Genomic DNA, 15,059 nt, shown 5'->3' with positions numbered 1-15,059 from the left:
GTGGAACTGCATGACACCGCGTCGGTCCCAGTGCCCGGTGGCGGGCGGTCCGGCGTCGCGGTCGACGACGACCACCGAGTGCCCGCGGCGCGCGAGACCGATGCCACTGACCAGGCCGGCCGGTCCGGCTCCGATGACTGCCACCCGCACGACCTTCACCCCCATTGGTGTTACCGTCGGTGTATTGACTTAACCCAGAGTGAAAGCACCCGGTGATGGCGTCAAGCGGTTTGCGGGAAGTCCGATGAGCTCCCGTCCGAAACGGGCCTACGTGTCCGGTTTGCGTGAGGCACAGGCGCGCCGCACGCGTCGCGCCGTCGTCGAGGCCGCCAGTGCGCTCTTCGTGGAGCGGGGCTATGCCGCCACGACCATCGACGCGGTGGCCTCCGCTGCCGGGGTCAGCCGGAAGACCGTCTTCGACGCCGTCGGCGGCAAGGTCGCCCTGCTCAAGGACGCCTACGACTGGGCCGTCGTCGGCGACGACGAGCCGGTCTCCTTCGCCGAACGGCCGGCCGTCCGCGCTCTGCAGGAGACGACCGACCCTGCCGAGGCGCTGGACCAGTGGGTCCGCATCGTCCGCGACGTCGTTCGTCGCGTCGCGCCCATGGGCACCGTGCTCGTCCTCGCGTCCGACACCGACAGCGAGGCCGCGGCCCTCAAGGCGACCGCGGACGCCAACCGGCTCTTCGGCGCCCAGCAGCTCGTCCGCCACCTCGCCCGCATCGGGGGGTTGCGACCGGGCCTCTCGCGGGCCGCGGCCGCCGACGTCTGCTGGCTCTACATGGACCCGATGCTCTACAACCGGCTCGTCGTCGAGCGAGGTTGGTCGGTGGCCCGGTACGAGGCGTTCCTGCGGGACGCGCTGGGCGCCGCGCTCCTCGCCTGACGGCGGTGGACTCGGCTCGTGGACGGGCCCGGTGACGTGGGTATGGTCGAACGGTAAGCAGCCACCGCGATCTCGGGGACGAAGGCGATGCACGTGACCCCTCACGAATCCCACCTCAACAGCGACGGAACCGTTTTCCCCCCGGTGACCCCCGACCCACCCGTGCCACCCGGCCAGGAGGACATCTCGGTCCCCGACATCCTGCCCGTGCGTGCCGCCGACGGTCAGGACGGCTCGGATCGTTCCGACAGCCCGGGTGCCCCTGTCGGTCCGGACGCGGTCGAGGCCGCGGCGGACGCGGACGGCCTGCCCTCCCCGGAGAGCGAGGGCCCGACGTCCTGAGGTGCTGACGACCCGGTCAGGTCGGTCCGCCACGCGGGCGGCCGGGTCGGTGAGTTCGCGGTCGCGCGTCGGGGTACGTGTGGCGCATGAGACTGCGGCGCAGCATGATCGACGGCCCCGGCATCCGCCGGGTGCGCCGCGGTTCCGGCTTCGGCTACGTCGACGCGGACGGGAGGGCCGTCGACGCCGAGACCCGCGAGCGTGTCAAGGCACTCGTCATACCGCCGGCGTGGAAGGACGTGTGGATCAGCCCGTACCCCAACGGGCACATCCAGGCCGTCGGCACGGACGACGCCGGACGCCGCCAGTATCTCTACCACGAGAAGTGGCACGAGGCCCGTGACCGGGAGAAGCACGACCGCGTCCTAGCCCTGGCCAGGCGGCTGCCGCAGGCGCGCAAGCAGCTGGCCACGGACCTGCGCACCGACGGTCTCGGCCGCCGCCGCGTCACCGCAGCGGCGCTGCACATGCTGGACGCCGGCCTCTTCCGCACCGGCGGTGAGGCCTACGAGGCGCAGAACGGCTCGTACGGCGTCGCGACGCTCCTGCGCCAGCACGTCAGGGTCAGCGGTGAGGACATCACCTTCGAGTTCCCCGCCAAGTCAGGGGTGCTGCGCGAGGCCGTCATGACGGACCAGCTGCTCGCGCGGCTCGTCCTGTCGCTCAAGCGCAGCGGCTACCCCGGCGAGCGGCTGCTCGCCTTCCGTGACGCGACCGGGTGGCACGAGCTGCACTCCGCCGACCTCAACCTCGCCTTCAAGGAGCTCGTCGGCGACGAGTTCACCGTCAAGGACCTGCGCACGTGGGCGGCGACGGTCACCGCCGCGGTCGCCCTGGCCCAGACCGGCCCCGCCGCCACCGAGCGAGAGCAGAAGCGCGCCGAGAAGGACGCGATGAAGGTGGTCTCCGAGCACCTCGGCAACACGCCGGCGGTCGCGCGACGCTCGTACGTCGACCCGCGGGTCCTGGACGAGTACGCCGTCGGGCGCACCGTCGCGCGGGGCCTGAGCCGGCTCACCAAGGCCGACCGGGCCCGCTTGGCCAACGGCGAGCTCGTCCGCGTCCGCGACCGCGACGCGCTCGAACGGGCGGTGATCCGCCTCGTCCGCGGCGCCGAGTAGAAGCGGCCCCCGCCGGGTACGAACCGGTCGTCGGCCGTGACCGGGCGACGACGGACCAGCCACGACGAGAGGAGATCCCCATGCCGAAGCGCAAGAGCCCCGGACCCTCGGTCAAGGACCCGGAGACCTACGAGGCACTTCGTGACGAGGGCGCGAGCAAGGAGAAGGCGGCCCGCATCGCGAACGCCGCCGCCGGCTCGTCGCGATCGTCGGTCGGCCGCAAGGGCGGCAAGGCCGGCAGCTACGACGACATGACCAAGGACCAGCTAATGAAGCGCGCCCGCGAGATCGGCATCTCCGGCCGCTCGTCGATGTCGAAGTCCGAGCTCGTCTCGGCGCTGCGCAACCACTGACGGGCACGCCCGCGTCGCCCGCGCCGCCGCACGCCGGCCTGCCATCACGCGTCCGAGGAGCCACCCACTCGACCCGGGTCGAGTGGGCATCCGTGCGCGCGCCTCAGGCGGCGGCCTGCTCCGGCTCGGGCGCCGCCGCGGCGTCCAGGTCGTCGGCTCGCGTCGGTGGCATGAGCAGCCCGGCCACGATGCTGATGCCCGCCGCGACGACGACGGCGAGGAACACCGCGCTCGACCCCGCACCGACGGCGTCGGCCGACGCGTCCCCGCCCGACCGGGCGATGACGGCGTTGGCGATGGCGCCGAACACCGCGACGCCGACGGCGCTGCCGACCGAGCGCATGAACATGGTGGAACCGGTGACGACGCCGCGCTCGTGCCAGGGCACCGACGCCTGGGCCGCGATGAGCGTCGGGGTGGCGACGAGGCCGAGACCGAGTCCCACGACGAAGCACGACAGCGCCGTCGTCCACACGTTCGGGTGGGTGCTGACGAGCCACAGCACGAGCGACCCGACCCCGGCGAGCACGAGGCCGATCAGGGCGGTGGGCCGGAACCCGATGCGCAGGTAGAGACGCCCCGACTGGGACGCCGACACCGGCCAGCCGAGCGTCAAGGCGGCCACCGCGAGCCCGGCGACGAGCGGCGTCGCGCCCGTCGTCCGCTCGAGGAAGGTGGGCACGTAGGACGTGAGGCCGATGAGGACGGTGCCGACGCCGACCGAGATGAGCGACGTGGCGACGATGAGCCGGCGGCCGAAGACCTGCAGCGGGAGCACCGGCTCGGCGGCTCGATGCTCGATCGCGACGAACGCCGCGAGCAGGACACCGCCGACGACGAACGAGCCGACGCTCTGCCAGGCGGACCACGCCCACGCCTGTCCGCCCTCGAGGGCGGCGAGGATGAGCAGGGTCAGCGCGACGGTCAGCACGCTCGCGCCCGCGTAGTCGATGCGATGGCGGCGCCGTTCGAGCGACTCGCCGTAGGTGCGCCACAGCATCCACGCGGCGAGGAGGCAGAAGGGGATGTTCACGAGGAAGATCCAGCGCCAGGAGGCGAACTGGGCGAAGACGCCGCCGAGCGTCGGCCCGACGACCGAGGACATGGCCCAGACCGAGGCGATGTAGCCCTGGACCTTGGCCCGCTCGGCAACGGTGTAGATGTCGCCGGCGATCGTGATGGTGAGCGGGAGCACGGCGCCGGCACCCAGCCCCTGCACGGCGCGCATGACGATGAGCGAACCCATGTCCCACGCGAGGCCGCACATGACCGAGCCGAGGAGGAACAGGCCGATGCCGACGAGGATGACCGGCTTGCGGCCGAGGGTGTCGGCGAGCTTGGCGTACACGGGGACCGACACCGCCTGCGCCAGCAGGTAGACGGAGAAGAGCCACGGGAACTGCGAGAGCCCGCCGAGGTCGTCGACGATGGAGGGCACCGCGGTGGCGATGATCGTCGAGTCGAGGGCGATGAGCGCGGTCGAGAGCATCAGCGCGACGAGGATCGGACCGCGCTCCGAGCGGAACCCGACGCCGCCGCCTCCACCGCTCGCCGTGGCCCTGCCGCCGGCGTCACCTCGTGCGGTACTCGTGCCCGTTCTGTGCTTCGTCATGGCGCTCCTCGGGTCTCGTGGCGACACTGGAGGACAAGCGGCCGGCGGCGCCCGGCATTCCCGGGCGCCCGTGGCTCGGGGACGCGGCCGAGCGGGTACGTGCTGGTCGACAGGTCTCACGCGCCGTCGTCCCGGGCCACTCGGGGACGCGGAAGGAACCCGATGGTCCGCACTCTCGGCGTCGAGGAGGAGATGCTCCTCGTCGACATCCGCAACGGCCGGCCTCGCTCCGTGTCCGGACAGCTGCTCATCCGCGCCGCCCACCGCCCTCCGGAGGTCGCCGGCGTGGGCGTCCACGGCGCGGTCGAGGGGGAGTTCCAGCAGCAGCAGATCGAGACGCACACGGCCCCGGCCACCGAGCTGTCCGCGCTGCGCGGGGAGGTCCAGCGATGGCGCAAGGAGGCAGTGCGCGCCGCCCGCAGCACCGGGTCGAGCGTCGCGGCGCTCGCGACGTCGCCGCTGCCCGTGCAGCCGCTGCCGGCCCGGTCGACGAGGTATGCGTGGATGGCGGACCGGTACGGGCTCACGGCCCGCGAGCACCTCATCTGCGGCTGCCACGTGCACGTGTGCGTCGACGGCGACGAGGAGGGCGTGGGGGTCATCGACCGGATCCGCGTCTGGCTGCCCACGCTGCTGGCCATCAGCGCCAACTCGCCCTTTTGGCGCGGCGAGGACACCGGGTACGCCAGCTACCGCTCACAGATGCTCGCCCGGTGGCCCTCGTGGGGACCGCCCGAGGTCTTCGGCTCGGCCGCCGCCTACCACCGCCGCGTCCGCGAGATGGTGCTCAGCTCGGTGATCCTCGACGAGGGGATGGTGTACTTCGACGCCCGGCTGTCCGAGCACTACCCGACGGTGGAGGTGCGGGCCGCCGACGTGTGCTTCACCGTCGAGGAGGCGGTCGTCATCGGGGCGCTGTGCCGGGCGCTCGTCGAGACGGCGGCGCGCGAGTGGCAGCGTGGGCTGCCGCCGCCGGAGGTGCCGACGCAGCTGCTGCGGCTCGCGTCGTGGCAGGCGGGTCGTGAGGGGATCGAGGGGCGGCTCGTCGACTGGCGCAGCGGCCGGCCGAGGCCGTGCTGGGACGTCATCGGCTCGCTCCTCGCCCACGTCGGGTCGGCGCTCGAGGAGGCCGGTGATCTGTCCACCGTCCTGGAGGGGCTCGAGCGGCTGCGGACCGAGGGCAACGGCGCCGTGCGCCAGCGGGCCATGCTGGAGCGCACCGGTCAGCTCATCGACGTCGTGGCCGAGTCGGTCCGCGTCACCGCCGGCCACGTCGAGGCGTGACGGTCGGGTCCGCCCGCACGCCGTCGCTGGGGAAGCGGGTGTCGAGGGTGCTCGTGAAGAGCCGGCGTGACACCTCCATGTGCGCGGCGGTGTACGCGACCGCGCCCAGCGACCCGACGACGGCCGTGAGCGACGTGCCTCCGCCGGCGGCGTCGGTGACCAGCGCCCCGAGGGTGCCGGCCCCGAGGGCGTTGACGACCATGAGGAAGAACCCGGTGCTGCCGATGATGTGCAGCGCGGTGAGTCGGGGCCGGCCGAGGGCGTAGGTGTGCATGAGCCCGGCCGCGTCGTCGTGCGTCGAGGTGGTGAGGTAGCGGTCCAGCCCGGGGACGAGGTCGACGTAGGCGTGCCGGATGCGGTTCATGGCGCGGAGGAGGTCGGAACCGTTCGTCATCGTCGACACTCCTTCGTGCGCCGGTTCGTCCCTCCAGTGTGCTGCGCGACCCGCAGCGTGCTGCCTCGAATGAGCGCACTGCTGTACGTCGCTGCTGCACGGCAAGCAGAGAGGCCCTCGCTCGGATGAGCAAGAGCCTCGTGACCTGCGATTTCACCGGTCGGGGTGACAGGATTTGAACCTGCGACCTCTTCGTCCCGAACGAAGCGCGCTACCAAGCTGCGCCACACCCCGGTGGCTGCCGTTCGGGCGTACCCGGGGCAGCAAGGAGAGACTCTAGCGCAGGCCCGCGCCCATCTCCGAATCGGGTCCCGGACCGCGTGGTCCCGACCTCCCCGTGACTCCTACGTCACTGCTCACTCTGGCTGAGCAGTGACGTAGGAGTCACGAGCACAGCGGCCACTCGCGCCCGTCGGCCCGGCCCTTCCTCAGGCGTGCGAGCGGGGGACGAGGGTCAGCAGCGTGGCCTCGGGCCGACAGGCGAGGCGCACCGGCGCGGTCGGCGCGGTGCCGAGGCCCGCGGACACCTCGAGCCACGCGGCGTCCTCCGGCGCCTGCGAGGAGGGCGCCCCGCCGGCGCCCGGCCACCACCGCGAGAGGCCCTTGACCCGGGAGGTGTCGAGGTCGCAGTTGGTCACCAGCGCGCCGTAGCCGGGCACGCAGACCTGCCCGCCGTGGGTGTGGCCGGCGAGGACCAGGCGTGCACCGTCGGTCGTGAACGCGTCGAGGACGCGCTGGTACGGCGCATGGGTGATGCCGATGGTCAGGTCGGCCGACGCGTCGGCCGGACCGCGGACGAGGTGGAGCCGGTCGTAGCCGAGGTGCGGGTCGTCGACGCCGACGAGCTCGAGCCGCAGGCCCCGCACCTCGAGCGTCCGGCGACGGTTGGTCAGGTCGACCCAGCTGCGGTCGAGGCCACGGCGCAGGTCGGCGGTGGGCAGGCGCGGGGTCGAGCCGACCCCCTTGGCGTGATGGCGGGTCAGGTACCGCAGCGGGTTCTTGATCTTGGGGGCGAAGTAGTCGTTCGAGCCGAGGACGTACGCGCCGGGCACGTCGAGGAGCAGCTCGAACGCGTCGAGGAGCGCCGGCACGGCGTCGTGGGCGGCGATGTTGTCGCCGGTGTCGACGACGAGGTCGGGGTCGAGCGAGGCGAGGCTGCGCACCCACGTCGCGCGGGCCCGCTGGCGCGGCACGAGGTGGATGTCGGAGACGTGCAGCACCCGCAGCGGCGGGGCCCCCTCGGGCAGCACCGGGACCTCGAACCGCCTGAGCACGAAGGCGTTCCGTTCGACGAGCGAGGACCACCCGAGCACGGCTGCTCCCGCGGCACCGAGGCCCAGCACGGTCTTCGTCACGGCACGCATGTGCCACATCCTCGCACCCCGCCCCGAACCGGCCGGAAACCCGGCGAGAGCCGTCGTGCCGACCTGACAGACTGACGCCATGAGCACCCTCAAGGAGCAGCTGCAGGCCGACCTCACCGCCGCGATGCGCGCGCGGGACCAGGTCCGGGCCGGCTCGATCCGGATGGCCCTCACCGCCGTGACGACCGAGGAGGTCGCCGGCAAGGAGCACCGTGAGCTGACCGACGACGACGTGCTCAAGGTCCTGACCAAGGAGGCCAAGAAGCGTCGCGAGGCCGCCGAGGCGTACTCCGGCGCCGGCCGCAGCGAGCTGGCCGCGAAGGAGGAGGCCGAGCTCGCCGTCCTCGAGACCTACCTGCCCCGGCAGCTCGGCGACGACGAGCTCGAGGGCATCGTCCGCGAGGCCGTCTCGGCGTCGGGCGCCACGGGGATGCAGCAGATGGGTCAGGCGATGAAGGCCGCCAACGCGGCCGTCGCCGGACGCGCGGAGGGTGGCCGCGTCGCCGCCGTCGTCCGACGCGTCCTCGCCGGCTGAGGCACGACGAAAGGGGCCGACGCGTCGTGCGTCGGCCCCTTGGCCGGTGTGCCGTCAGCCGTGCGGCTTGGGCGGCTTGTGGCCGTTGCCACCGCCGCCACCACCGCCGCCTCCGCCGCCCGGCGGGACGACGACCGTCGGCTGGGGCTGCTGCGGGAGCGCCTGGCGCTGCGCGCCGCGCGAGGTGTAGATGGTGATGTAGCTGCCGCTCGGGGCCTGCCCGTACGGCGACGTGCCGGCGACCAGGCCCTGCGGGACGCCGGAGCTCATCGTGCCGCCGACACCGGCCGAGAAGCCGGCCGCCTGAAGCGTCGCGATGGCCTGGTCGACGCTCATGCCGGTGACGCCGGGGACGTCCTTGAGGTCGCCCTTGGTGAACTTGTCGGTCGGCTCGCCGAACTTCACCTCCGGCTGGCCCTCGAGCGCCTTGTTCATGATCTGCTTCCAGATCGGCGCGGCGATCGCGGCACCGTGCATGACGGGGTAGAACTGCCCGCCGACGGTGATGTTCTTCATGACGCGGGTGATCGGGTCGTACGGCGTGCCGACCCAGACCGCGGTGACCAGCTGCGGCGTGTAGCCGACGAACCAGGACTCGTTGTTGCCGTTGGCGGTACCGGTCTTGCCGGCGGACTCGCGCTTGCCGTCGTCGAGCTGGTTGCGGATGCCGGAGCCGTGGGTCATGTTGAACTCGAGGAACTTGTCCGTGGCGCGCACGACGTCGGGCTCGACGACCTGCTGGCACGCGGTCTTCGGCAGGGCGACGTTCTTGCCGCCCATGACGAGCTTGGTCACGGCGACCACCGGGCACTTCTTGCCGTCGGCGGCGAGGACGCCGTAGGCGTGGGCGACACCCTGCGGCGACACGTCGGAGGCGCCGAGGATGTACTGCGGGGCGTACCGGCCGACCGGCTCGCCGTCGGCCTGGTGCAGGCCGAGGCGCAACATGGTGTCGCGCACCTTGCAGCCGCCGAGCTCCTCGGCCAGGGCGATGAACGCGGTGTTCGTCGACTTGGCGGTGGCCTCCATGAGGCTGATGCGGCCGCCGCGGAACGGCGAGTCGTTGAAGACCTTCCACGTGCCGCCGGGGCCGCAGTTGGCGATGCCGCCCGGCCACTCCTTGGGCGTGTAGACGGCCTGCGAGTTGCCGCCGGCGGCCTTGGCGTTGACCGAGGCGCTCGTCGTCATGCCGGACTCCATGGCGGTGACGAGCGCGAAGGCCTTGGCCGTCGAGCCGAACTGGAAGCCGCCGGACCCGCCGTACTTCTTGTCCAGGGCCCAGTTGATGCCGGTCTTGCCGCGCGACTCCTTGTCGACGGTGTACTCGGTGTTCTGCGCGAAGGCCTTGACCTCACCGGTGTTCGGGTCGGCGACGTAGGCCGCGGCGCCGATGCGCTCGTCGTTGCCGATGGGGACCTTCTTGGTCACCTCACGCTGGGCGATCTTCTGGATGCGCGGGTCGAGCGTCGTCGTGAGGGTGATGCCGCCGCGGTAGAGCGTGCGCTTGCGCTCCTCGACGGTCTTGCCGAGCTGCGGCATCGTCAGCGCGTAGTTGATGATGAAGTCGCACCAGTAGGGGTACGGCGAGGCGAGGCACGTGCTCTTGGGGTTCGACACCCGCATGTCCTGCTTGAGCGTCCGCTTCTTGGCGGCCTGCCACTGCTTGTCGTCGATGATCTTCAGCTCGTGCATGCGGTCGAGCACGACGTTGCGCCGCGCGACCGCGCGCTCCGGGTTGTTGACCGGGTCCGTCGTGCCCGGGTTCTGCGTCAGGCCGGCGAGGAGCGCCGCCTGCGAGAGGCTGAGCTTGCTCGCGTGGACGCTGAAGTAGTGCATCGAGGCGGCCTCGACGCCGTAGGCGCGGTCGCCGTAGTACACGAGGTTGAGGTAGCGCTCGAGGATCTGGTCCTTCGTCAGCTGCTTCTCGACGGTGATCGCGTATTTGAGCTCCTTGAGCTTGCGCATGTAGTCCTTGCGGACGGCGGCCTGCGCGGCAGCGGTGTTGCCCTCGGCGAGCGCGTTGTACTGCAGCGAGATCTTGACGTACTGCTGGGTCAGCGACGAGGCACCGACCGAGCTGCCGTTGCGCAGGTTGGAGATGACCGCGCGCAGCGTGCCCTGGATGTCGATGCCGCCGTGCTCGTAGAAGCGGTGGTCCTCGATCGCGACCTGCGCCTCACGCATGATGGGGGCGACCTGGTTCAGCGGCACGACCGTGCGGTTCTGCTCCTGCGGCGTCGCGATGACGGTGCCGTCGGCCGCGAGGATCCGCGACGACTGGGCGAGCGGGTTGGTCGTGAACTCGCTCGGCAGCTCGTTGAAGACGTCCACGCCGCTACGCGCGAGTGCCCCGGTGGCCCCGACGGCCGGCATCAGCAGGCCGGCGGCGAGCAGCCCGAGCACGAGGGCGGACGCGAGGAACGCCCCGAGCAGACTGACGACGCCACCGATCGAGGTAGTGCGTGAGGACATGGGCCCAAGGGTAACCGGTACCCCTATGGCCACCGGATCTCCGCACGTCAGGCGGGGTTTTCACGCGTGAGCCCGGCGTGGCGACCGGGGCCGCCGGCGTCCGGCATGGTCCGGAGTGACTAGTCACTCCCGCCGAGAAATGGTCCGTGCAGCCTATGTCGCTGCTTGACATCCGGGCCCTAATGTCTCGTTTGGGCCAAAGGGGGGCCCAACACACAGGACCGGTGGGACGGTCCGGAGGCCGGCTCGGTGACTGGGAGGTGCCGAGCGGGGAGGGGAAATCATCATGAGTGCTGTCGCGATTGTCGACCTGTGGGTCGACGACTGGGCCAGTCAGGCTCGCTGCTCGAGCCAGGACCCGGACGCCCTGTTCGTCCGTGGAAAGGCCCAGCACGACGCAAAGGCCGTCTGCAAGGGATGCCCGGTCCTGGCCCAGTGCCTGGCCGAGGCCCTCGACAACCGGACCGAGTTCGGTGTCTGGGGCGGGATGACGGAGCGTGAGCGCCGCGCACTGCTGCGCAAGCGTCCGGACATCGCCTCCTGGAAGAGCGCTCTGCGGGCCGGCATGGCCGCGCAGACGCGTCAGGCCTGAGAGTCCGGTCACGCCCGCGCCGCGACGCGTCCGTATCCTCGGACGCGTCCGGCGCCTGCGTGTGTCATCGGGTCACGACCCGGTGAGCGACTCGCCGATCTGACGCAGCCCGGCCAGGTCGTGCACGTCGCGGCCGAGCGCCGGCACGTGGACGACGGGGATGCCCGGGTGCGACCGGGAGAACCGGTCGGCCAGCTCGTGCTGCCGCTGGGCGGTGCGCACGAGGTCGGCGTGCAGGCGCAGGAGACCGGCAGCCGTGGTCGCCGACTTCGGCCCGTTGCCGTCCTCGAGCGCCTCGGCCACCGCGACGGCCTTCGACGGCGTCAGCCCGGTGGCCTCGACGCGACCGATGCGGTTGACGACGAGGCCGGCGAGCGGCATCCCGTCCGCCTCGAGCCGGTCGACGAAGTAGGACGCCTCGCGCAGCGCGTCGCGTTCGGGGGCGGCGACGACGAGGAACGCCGTGCCGTCCTCGGACAGCAGCCGGTAGGTCTCGTCGGCACGCTCGCGGAACCCGCCGAACATCGTGTCGAGGGCGTTGACGAACGTCTGGACATCGGTGAGCATCTGCCCGCCGAGGATCCTCGTCATCGTCGACGTGACGAGCTGCACCCCGACGCCGAAGACCTTGAGACCCGCCCGGCCGCCGGCCTTGGCCGGCGCGGTGAGCAGCCGGATGAAGCGTCCGTCGAGGAAGCTGCCGAGCCGGTTCGGGGCGTCGAGGAAGTCGAGGGCCGAGCGCGACGGCGGGGTGTCGACGACGATGAGGTCCCACGGGGCGTCGGGCCCACCCGCGGAGGCCTTGAGCTGCCCGAGCTTCTCCATCGCCATGTACTCCTGGGTGCCCGCGAACGAGCTGGAGACGGCCTGGTAGAACGGGTTGGCCAGGATCTGCTGCGCCTTGTCCGGGTCGGCGTGCGCGATGACGACCTCGTCGAAGGTCCGCTTCATGTCGAGCATCATCGCGTGGAGGCTGCCGCCCGCCGAGGTGTCGATGCCCGCGACCGGGCGCGGGGTGTTGTCGAGCTCGGTGAGGCCGAGCGACTGTGCGAGCCGCCGCGCCGGGTCGATGGTGAGCACGACGACGCGCCGCCCCGCCTCGGCGGCCCGCAGGCCGAGCGCCGCGGCGGTCGTCGTCTTGCCCACGCCGCCGGACCCGCAGCACACGACGATGCCGATCGACGCGTCGGCGATGAGCGCGTCGACGTCGAAGGCGGGCGCCGGCCGGGCGACGGTGGGCCGGCGTGCCGATGTCGTCACGAGGGCGCCTGCTCGTGGGCGAAGCAGGGCACGAGCAGGTCGGCCAGCTCGCGGACCGAGCCGCTGTCGATGCCCTCGGGCAGCGCGGGCAGCTCGATGATCGGCAGCCCGGTCTCCTCGAGCAGCGTCCGCTGCTCGCGCTCGAGGTCGACGCGTTGGGCGTGATCGTGCGCCTCGGCGAGGAGGCCGTCGACGAGCTCGGGCGTGACGATGACGCCGGCGTCGACGAGCTGGGCGCGGATCGAAGGTTTGTGGAGGCGCTCGGCCCGGGCCTGGTCGAGCGCCGCGTCGTCGAGGAGCGGGCGGCGCACCATGTTGACGACGATGGCACCTGGCCGGAAACCCTTGGCGCGCAGCTCCTCGACGGCCTCGAGGGTCTCCTGCACGGGCATCTCCTCGAGCAGGGTGACGAGGTGGACGACGGTCTGCTCGGACTGCAGGAGGCGGGTGATCGACTCGGCTTGCGAGTGGATCGGCCCGACGCGGGCGAGGTGGGCCACCTCGGAGTTGACGGAGAGGAACCGCCCGATGCGCCCCGTGGGCGGCGCGTCGAGCACGAGCCCGTCGTACGCGGGTGGGGCGTCGCCGCGGTGGCGGCCGTCGCGTCGGCGGCGGTTGGCCTCGTAGACCTTGCCGATGAGCAGGACGTCCCGCACACCCGGCGCGATGGTCGTCGCGAAGTCGATGGCGCCGAACTTCTCGAGGAGCCGGCCGGCGCGGCCGAGCTTGTAGAAGAGCTGGAGGTACTCGAGCAGGGCGGCCTTGGGCTCGACCGACAGCCCGTCGACCTCGCCACCGCCCGGCAGGCGCACGACGCGGGTCTCCTGCGTGCCGAGGGGCGGCACGTCGAAGGTCTGGCTGATGCCCTGGCGTCCCTCGACCTCGGTGAGCAGGACGCGTCCGGGCGTCGAGGCGAGCGCGAGCGCCAGCGCCGAGGCGACCGTGGTCTTGCCGGTGCCGCCCTTGCCCGTGACGACGTGCAGCCGCGCCTGGCCCCAGTCCGTCGTCACGGGGCCCAGCCTAGGCGGGCGGGCGGGAGAGGGTCGGGCAGCCGCCGCGTTCGGGACGCACGTCACGCCGGGAAGCCCTCATCCGGTGAGGGCGGCGACTGTGGCCAGGACCCGGTCGAACGCCGGCTCGTCGGGGTCGATGAACGCGTAGTGGGCGGCGTCGGGCACGACGGTCCGCTCGACGTCGCCACCCGCCCGCCGCGCCGACTCGAGGTAGGCGTCGCCCACCTCGGTCGGCACGTCGTCGTCCTCGGTGCCGGACAGGAGGCGCACCGGCACCCGGGGCGGAAGAGCGTCCATCGGGTCGGCCGAGCGCCACGCGGGCGTGCCCGGACCCGTGCCCACGAACGCACGCGCGGCGTCGGACCCGAGGTGCAGGCGGTCCGCGGCGTCGAGGTCGACGACCCCGGCCAGGGACACGACGCCGACGACGCCGAGCCCCCCTACCCACGGCTGCCCGGCCGCCCAGGTGACGAGCTGGCCGCCGGCCGAGTGGCCGACGAGGACGACGCGGTGCGGCAGCGACGGGTCCCGCGCCACCGCCTCGGTGACCGAGCGGACGTCGTCGAGCGTGCCCGGCACGCCACCGCCCGGCATCCCGGTCCGCCGGTACTCGGCGAGGGCGACGGCGTACCCGGCCGCCGCGAACGCGTTCGCCTCGGGCAGGGCGTGCGCTCGGTCGTACTCGGCGCGCCAGAACCCGCCGTGGACGACGAGCAGGGTGACGCCACGGGGCGGGACACCGGCGGCCGGAGGGACGACGTCGTAGACCTGGGCGCGGTCCGGTCCGTACGACCGGGTCGTCGGCGCGGGTGCGGAGGGGCGGGTCAGGACGTCGTCGGGGCGGCGGTCGGCCGGCGTGCTCATGCCGGACATCGTGGCACCCGCCGACGCCCGGCCGGAGGGACCACCCGGCACCGTGCCGGGGTCACCGAAGGGGCCGCCGGGCGCACCGGAGCACGCGCCGAGCGTCGGTGCCCCGATGAGTAGGGTGATCGCCATGACCACGTGGGAATACCTCACTGCACCGCTCCTGATCCACAACACCAAGCAGATCCTCGACAACTTCGGTGCCGATGGCTGGGAGCTCGTCCAGATCGTCAACGGGCCCGACGGCACCAGCCTCGTCGCCTACTTCAAGCGTCCCAAGACCGGGGGGAACTGACATGAGCGCCGTCGAAGACCGTCTGTCCGAGCTCGGCCTCACGGTGCCCGAGGTCGTCCCGCCCGTCGCCGCCTACGTCCCCGTGGTCCGCGACGGCAACCTCGTCTTCACCTCCGGCCAGCTGCCGATGGTCGAGGGCCGGCTCCCGGCCACCGGCAAGGTCGGCGCCGAGGTCGACGAGGCGACGGCCAAGGAGCTCGCCGCGACGTGCGCCCTCAACGCCATCGCGGCCATCAAGTCCGAGATCGGTGACCTGGACAAGGTCGCCCGCGTCGTCAAGGTGGTCGGCTTCGTCGCCTCCGACCCGATCTTCACCGGCCAGCCGGGCGTCGTGAACGGGGCGAGCGAGCTGCTCGTCAAGGCCTTCGGCGACAAGGGAGTCCACGCCCGGTCCGCCGTCGGCGTCGCGGCGCTTCCGCTCGACGCCCCGGTCGAGGTCGAGGTCGTCGTCTCCGTCGAGGCGTGAACCGGTGAGCGGTCGTCTCTTCCCGCTCACGAGCACACCCGGCATCTCCGACGCCGCGACGAGGTGGCTGTCCGGTGACCGGTGGGAGGTCGCCGAGCCGCGACGAGCCAGCACCTGTCTCTTATACACATCTGACGCTGCCGACGACGGAAAAAAAGGGGGGGGGGGGGGGGGGGGGGGGGGGGGGGGGGGGGGGGGGGGGG

17 protein-coding genes, 1 tRNA gene and 1 pseudogene are annotated in these 15,059 nt (G+C 72.2%); 10 read left to right on the top strand and 9 right to left on the bottom strand.

Annotated features, from left to right (window positions below; all coding sequences use genetic code 11):
- A partial coding sequence (locus ACR9ZK_RS16275) for an FAD-dependent oxidoreductase (protein ID WP_481342989.1) occupies positions 1 to 165 on the bottom strand: 165 nt, incomplete at its 3' end.
- 115 nt (positions 166 to 280) lie between these two features.
- On the opposite strand from ACR9ZK_RS16275, the gene ACR9ZK_RS16270 reads away from it, so the two are divergent.
- The 4 genes from ACR9ZK_RS16270 to ACR9ZK_RS16255 all read left to right on the top strand — a co-directional run bounded on the left by ACR9ZK_RS16270 (position 281) and on the right by ACR9ZK_RS16255 (position 2,702).
- Complete coding sequence (locus ACR9ZK_RS16270; protein ID WP_481342987.1) at positions 281 to 886, top strand: TetR/AcrR family transcriptional regulator; 606 nt, start codon at positions 281 to 283, stop codon at positions 884 to 886.
- 93 nt (positions 887 to 979) lie between these two features.
- Complete coding sequence (locus ACR9ZK_RS16265) at positions 980 to 1,228, top strand: hypothetical protein (RefSeq protein WP_481342986.1); 249 nt, start codon at positions 980 to 982, stop codon at positions 1,226 to 1,228.
- Positions 1,229 to 1,314: 86 nt separating this feature from the next.
- Positions 1,315 to 2,349, top strand: coding sequence for a DNA topoisomerase IB (locus ACR9ZK_RS16260; protein ID WP_481342985.1), 1,035 nt, complete (start codon positions 1,315 to 1,317; stop codon positions 2,347 to 2,349).
- An 80-nt stretch (positions 2,350 to 2,429) separates the two neighbouring features.
- Complete coding sequence (locus ACR9ZK_RS16255; RefSeq protein ID WP_481342984.1) at positions 2,430 to 2,702, top strand: DUF7218 family protein; 273 nt, start codon at positions 2,430 to 2,432, stop codon at positions 2,700 to 2,702.
- Between the two features lie 103 nt (positions 2,703 to 2,805).
- On the opposite strand, the gene ACR9ZK_RS16250 is transcribed toward ACR9ZK_RS16255, so the two are convergent.
- Entirely contained in the window at positions 2,806 to 4,191 is a 1,386-nt protein-coding gene (locus ACR9ZK_RS16250) for an MDR family MFS transporter (RefSeq protein WP_481342988.1), read from the bottom strand.
- A gap of 285 nt (positions 4,192 to 4,476) precedes the next feature.
- Here ACR9ZK_RS16250 and ACR9ZK_RS16245 point away from each other — a divergent pair, with 285 nt between their 5' ends.
- Positions 4,477 to 5,598, top strand: coding sequence for a carboxylate-amine ligase (locus tag ACR9ZK_RS16245; protein WP_481342983.1), 1,122 nt, complete (start codon positions 4,477 to 4,479; stop codon positions 5,596 to 5,598).
- Here the strand turns inward: ACR9ZK_RS16245 and ACR9ZK_RS16240 are convergent.
- The 3 genes from ACR9ZK_RS16240 to ACR9ZK_RS16230 all read right to left on the bottom strand — a co-directional run bounded on the left by ACR9ZK_RS16240 (position 5,573) and on the right by ACR9ZK_RS16230 (position 7,356).
- Positions 5,573 to 5,992 (bottom strand): hypothetical protein, encoded by a 420-nt coding sequence (locus ACR9ZK_RS16240; protein WP_481342982.1) that lies wholly within the window; start codon positions 5,990 to 5,992, stop codon positions 5,573 to 5,575. The genes ACR9ZK_RS16245 and ACR9ZK_RS16240 overlap by 26 nt on opposite strands.
- 160 nt (positions 5,993 to 6,152) lie before the next feature.
- Positions 6,153 to 6,226: transfer RNA gene (locus ACR9ZK_RS16235), tRNA-Pro, on the bottom strand.
- 194 nt (positions 6,227 to 6,420) lie between these two features.
- Positions 6,421 to 7,356 carry a metallophosphoesterase gene (locus tag ACR9ZK_RS16230; RefSeq protein ID WP_481342981.1) on the bottom strand — a complete coding sequence of 312 codons (936 nt, stop codon included), beginning with the start codon at positions 7,354 to 7,356 and terminating at the stop codon, positions 6,421 to 6,423.
- A 79-nt stretch (positions 7,357 to 7,435) separates the two neighbouring features.
- Here ACR9ZK_RS16230 and ACR9ZK_RS16225 point away from each other — a divergent pair, with 79 nt between their 5' ends.
- Positions 7,436 to 7,891 carry a GatB/YqeY domain-containing protein gene (locus tag ACR9ZK_RS16225; RefSeq protein ID WP_481342980.1) on the top strand — a complete coding sequence of 152 codons (456 nt, stop codon included), beginning with the start codon at positions 7,436 to 7,438 and terminating at the stop codon, positions 7,889 to 7,891.
- A gap of 54 nt (positions 7,892 to 7,945) precedes the next feature.
- Here the strand turns inward: ACR9ZK_RS16225 and ACR9ZK_RS16220 are convergent, their stop codons facing one another.
- Positions 7,946 to 10,363 carry a penicillin-binding protein gene (locus tag ACR9ZK_RS16220; protein ID WP_481342979.1) on the bottom strand — a complete coding sequence of 806 codons (2,418 nt, stop codon included), beginning with the start codon at positions 10,361 to 10,363 and terminating at the stop codon, positions 7,946 to 7,948.
- Between the two features lie 286 nt (positions 10,364 to 10,649).
- Between ACR9ZK_RS16220 and ACR9ZK_RS16215 the strand changes: the two genes are divergently transcribed.
- Positions 10,650 to 10,955, top strand: coding sequence for a WhiB family transcriptional regulator (locus ACR9ZK_RS16215; protein ID WP_481342978.1), 306 nt, complete (start codon positions 10,650 to 10,652; stop codon positions 10,953 to 10,955).
- A 72-nt stretch (positions 10,956 to 11,027) separates the two neighbouring features.
- On the opposite strand, the gene bagB is transcribed toward ACR9ZK_RS16215, so the two are convergent.
- From bagB to ACR9ZK_RS16200, 3 genes are all read right to left on the bottom strand, one after another.
- Positions 11,028 to 12,215 carry an ATPase BagB gene (gene bagB, locus ACR9ZK_RS16210; RefSeq protein WP_481342977.1) on the bottom strand — a complete coding sequence of 396 codons (1,188 nt, stop codon included), beginning with the start codon at positions 12,213 to 12,215 and terminating at the stop codon, positions 11,028 to 11,030.
- Positions 12,212 to 13,225, bottom strand: a complete 1,014-nt coding sequence (bagA, locus tag ACR9ZK_RS16205; protein WP_481342976.1) for an ATPase BagA — start codon at positions 13,223 to 13,225, stop codon at positions 12,212 to 12,214. The genes bagB and bagA overlap by 4 nt, the downstream gene beginning before the upstream one ends.
- Before the next feature lie 78 nt (positions 13,226 to 13,303).
- Positions 13,304 to 14,227 (bottom strand): alpha/beta hydrolase, encoded by a 924-nt coding sequence (locus ACR9ZK_RS16200; protein WP_481342975.1) that lies wholly within the window; start codon positions 14,225 to 14,227, stop codon positions 13,304 to 13,306.
- Between ACR9ZK_RS16200 and sp36 the strand changes: the two genes are divergently transcribed.
- The 3 genes and pseudogenes from sp36 to ACR9ZK_RS16185 form a co-directional block, all read left to right on the top strand.
- A complete protein-coding gene (gene sp36 / locus ACR9ZK_RS16195; RefSeq protein WP_481342974.1) occupies positions 14,226 to 14,390 on the top strand; it encodes a Sp36 family protein in 165 nt (54 codons plus the stop codon). The two genes, ACR9ZK_RS16200 and sp36, sit on opposite strands and share 2 nt — an antisense overlap.
- Position 14,391: 1 nt before the next feature.
- Positions 14,392 to 14,856 (top strand): RidA family protein, encoded by a 465-nt coding sequence (locus tag ACR9ZK_RS16190; protein WP_481342973.1) that lies wholly within the window; start codon positions 14,392 to 14,394, stop codon positions 14,854 to 14,856.
- Positions 14,857 to 14,860: 4 nt separating this feature from the next.
- Positions 14,861 to 15,059: pseudogene (locus tag ACR9ZK_RS16185) on the top strand (hypothetical protein); the annotation flags it as partial.

This window comes from Monashia sp. HAY1-5C, from assembly GCF_056755255.1.
Note: the sequence above shows the minus strand (reverse complement) of the source record. Positions and strands in the feature narration are given on the sequence as shown.

Excerpts from the sequence above, each read along its gene's own strand:
- ACR9ZK_RS16200 (WP_481342975.1), bottom strand. The coding sequence starts at position 14,227 with ATGGCGATCACCCTACTCATCGGGGCACCGACGCTCGGCGCGTGCTCC.
- ACR9ZK_RS16260 (WP_481342985.1), top strand. The coding sequence starts at position 1,315 with ATGAGACTGCGGCGCAGCATGATCGACGGCCCCGGCATCCGCCGGGTG.
- ACR9ZK_RS16255 (WP_481342984.1), top strand. The coding sequence starts at position 2,430 with ATGCCGAAGCGCAAGAGCCCCGGACCCTCGGTCAAGGACCCGGAGACC.
- ACR9ZK_RS16220 (WP_481342979.1), bottom strand. The coding sequence starts at position 10,363 with ATGTCCTCACGCACTACCTCGATCGGTGGCGTCGTCAGTCTGCTCGGG.
- ACR9ZK_RS16245 (WP_481342983.1), top strand. The coding sequence starts at position 4,477 with ATGGTCCGCACTCTCGGCGTCGAGGAGGAGATGCTCCTCGTCGACATC.
- ACR9ZK_RS16225 (WP_481342980.1), top strand. The coding sequence starts at position 7,436 with ATGAGCACCCTCAAGGAGCAGCTGCAGGCCGACCTCACCGCCGCGATG.
- ACR9ZK_RS16215 (WP_481342978.1), top strand. The coding sequence starts at position 10,650 with ATGAGTGCTGTCGCGATTGTCGACCTGTGGGTCGACGACTGGGCCAGT.
- ACR9ZK_RS16240 (WP_481342982.1), bottom strand. The coding sequence starts at position 5,992 with ATGACGAACGGTTCCGACCTCCTCCGCGCCATGAACCGCATCCGGCAC.
- ACR9ZK_RS16230 (WP_481342981.1), bottom strand. The coding sequence starts at position 7,356 with ATGCGTGCCGTGACGAAGACCGTGCTGGGCCTCGGTGCCGCGGGAGCA.
- ACR9ZK_RS16190 (WP_481342973.1), top strand. The coding sequence starts at position 14,392 with ATGAGCGCCGTCGAAGACCGTCTGTCCGAGCTCGGCCTCACGGTGCCC.
- ACR9ZK_RS16250 (WP_481342988.1), bottom strand. The coding sequence starts at position 4,191 with ATGCTCTCGACCGCGCTCATCGCCCTCGACTCGACGATCATCGCCACC.
- sp36 (WP_481342974.1), top strand. The coding sequence starts at position 14,226 with ATGACCACGTGGGAATACCTCACTGCACCGCTCCTGATCCACAACACC.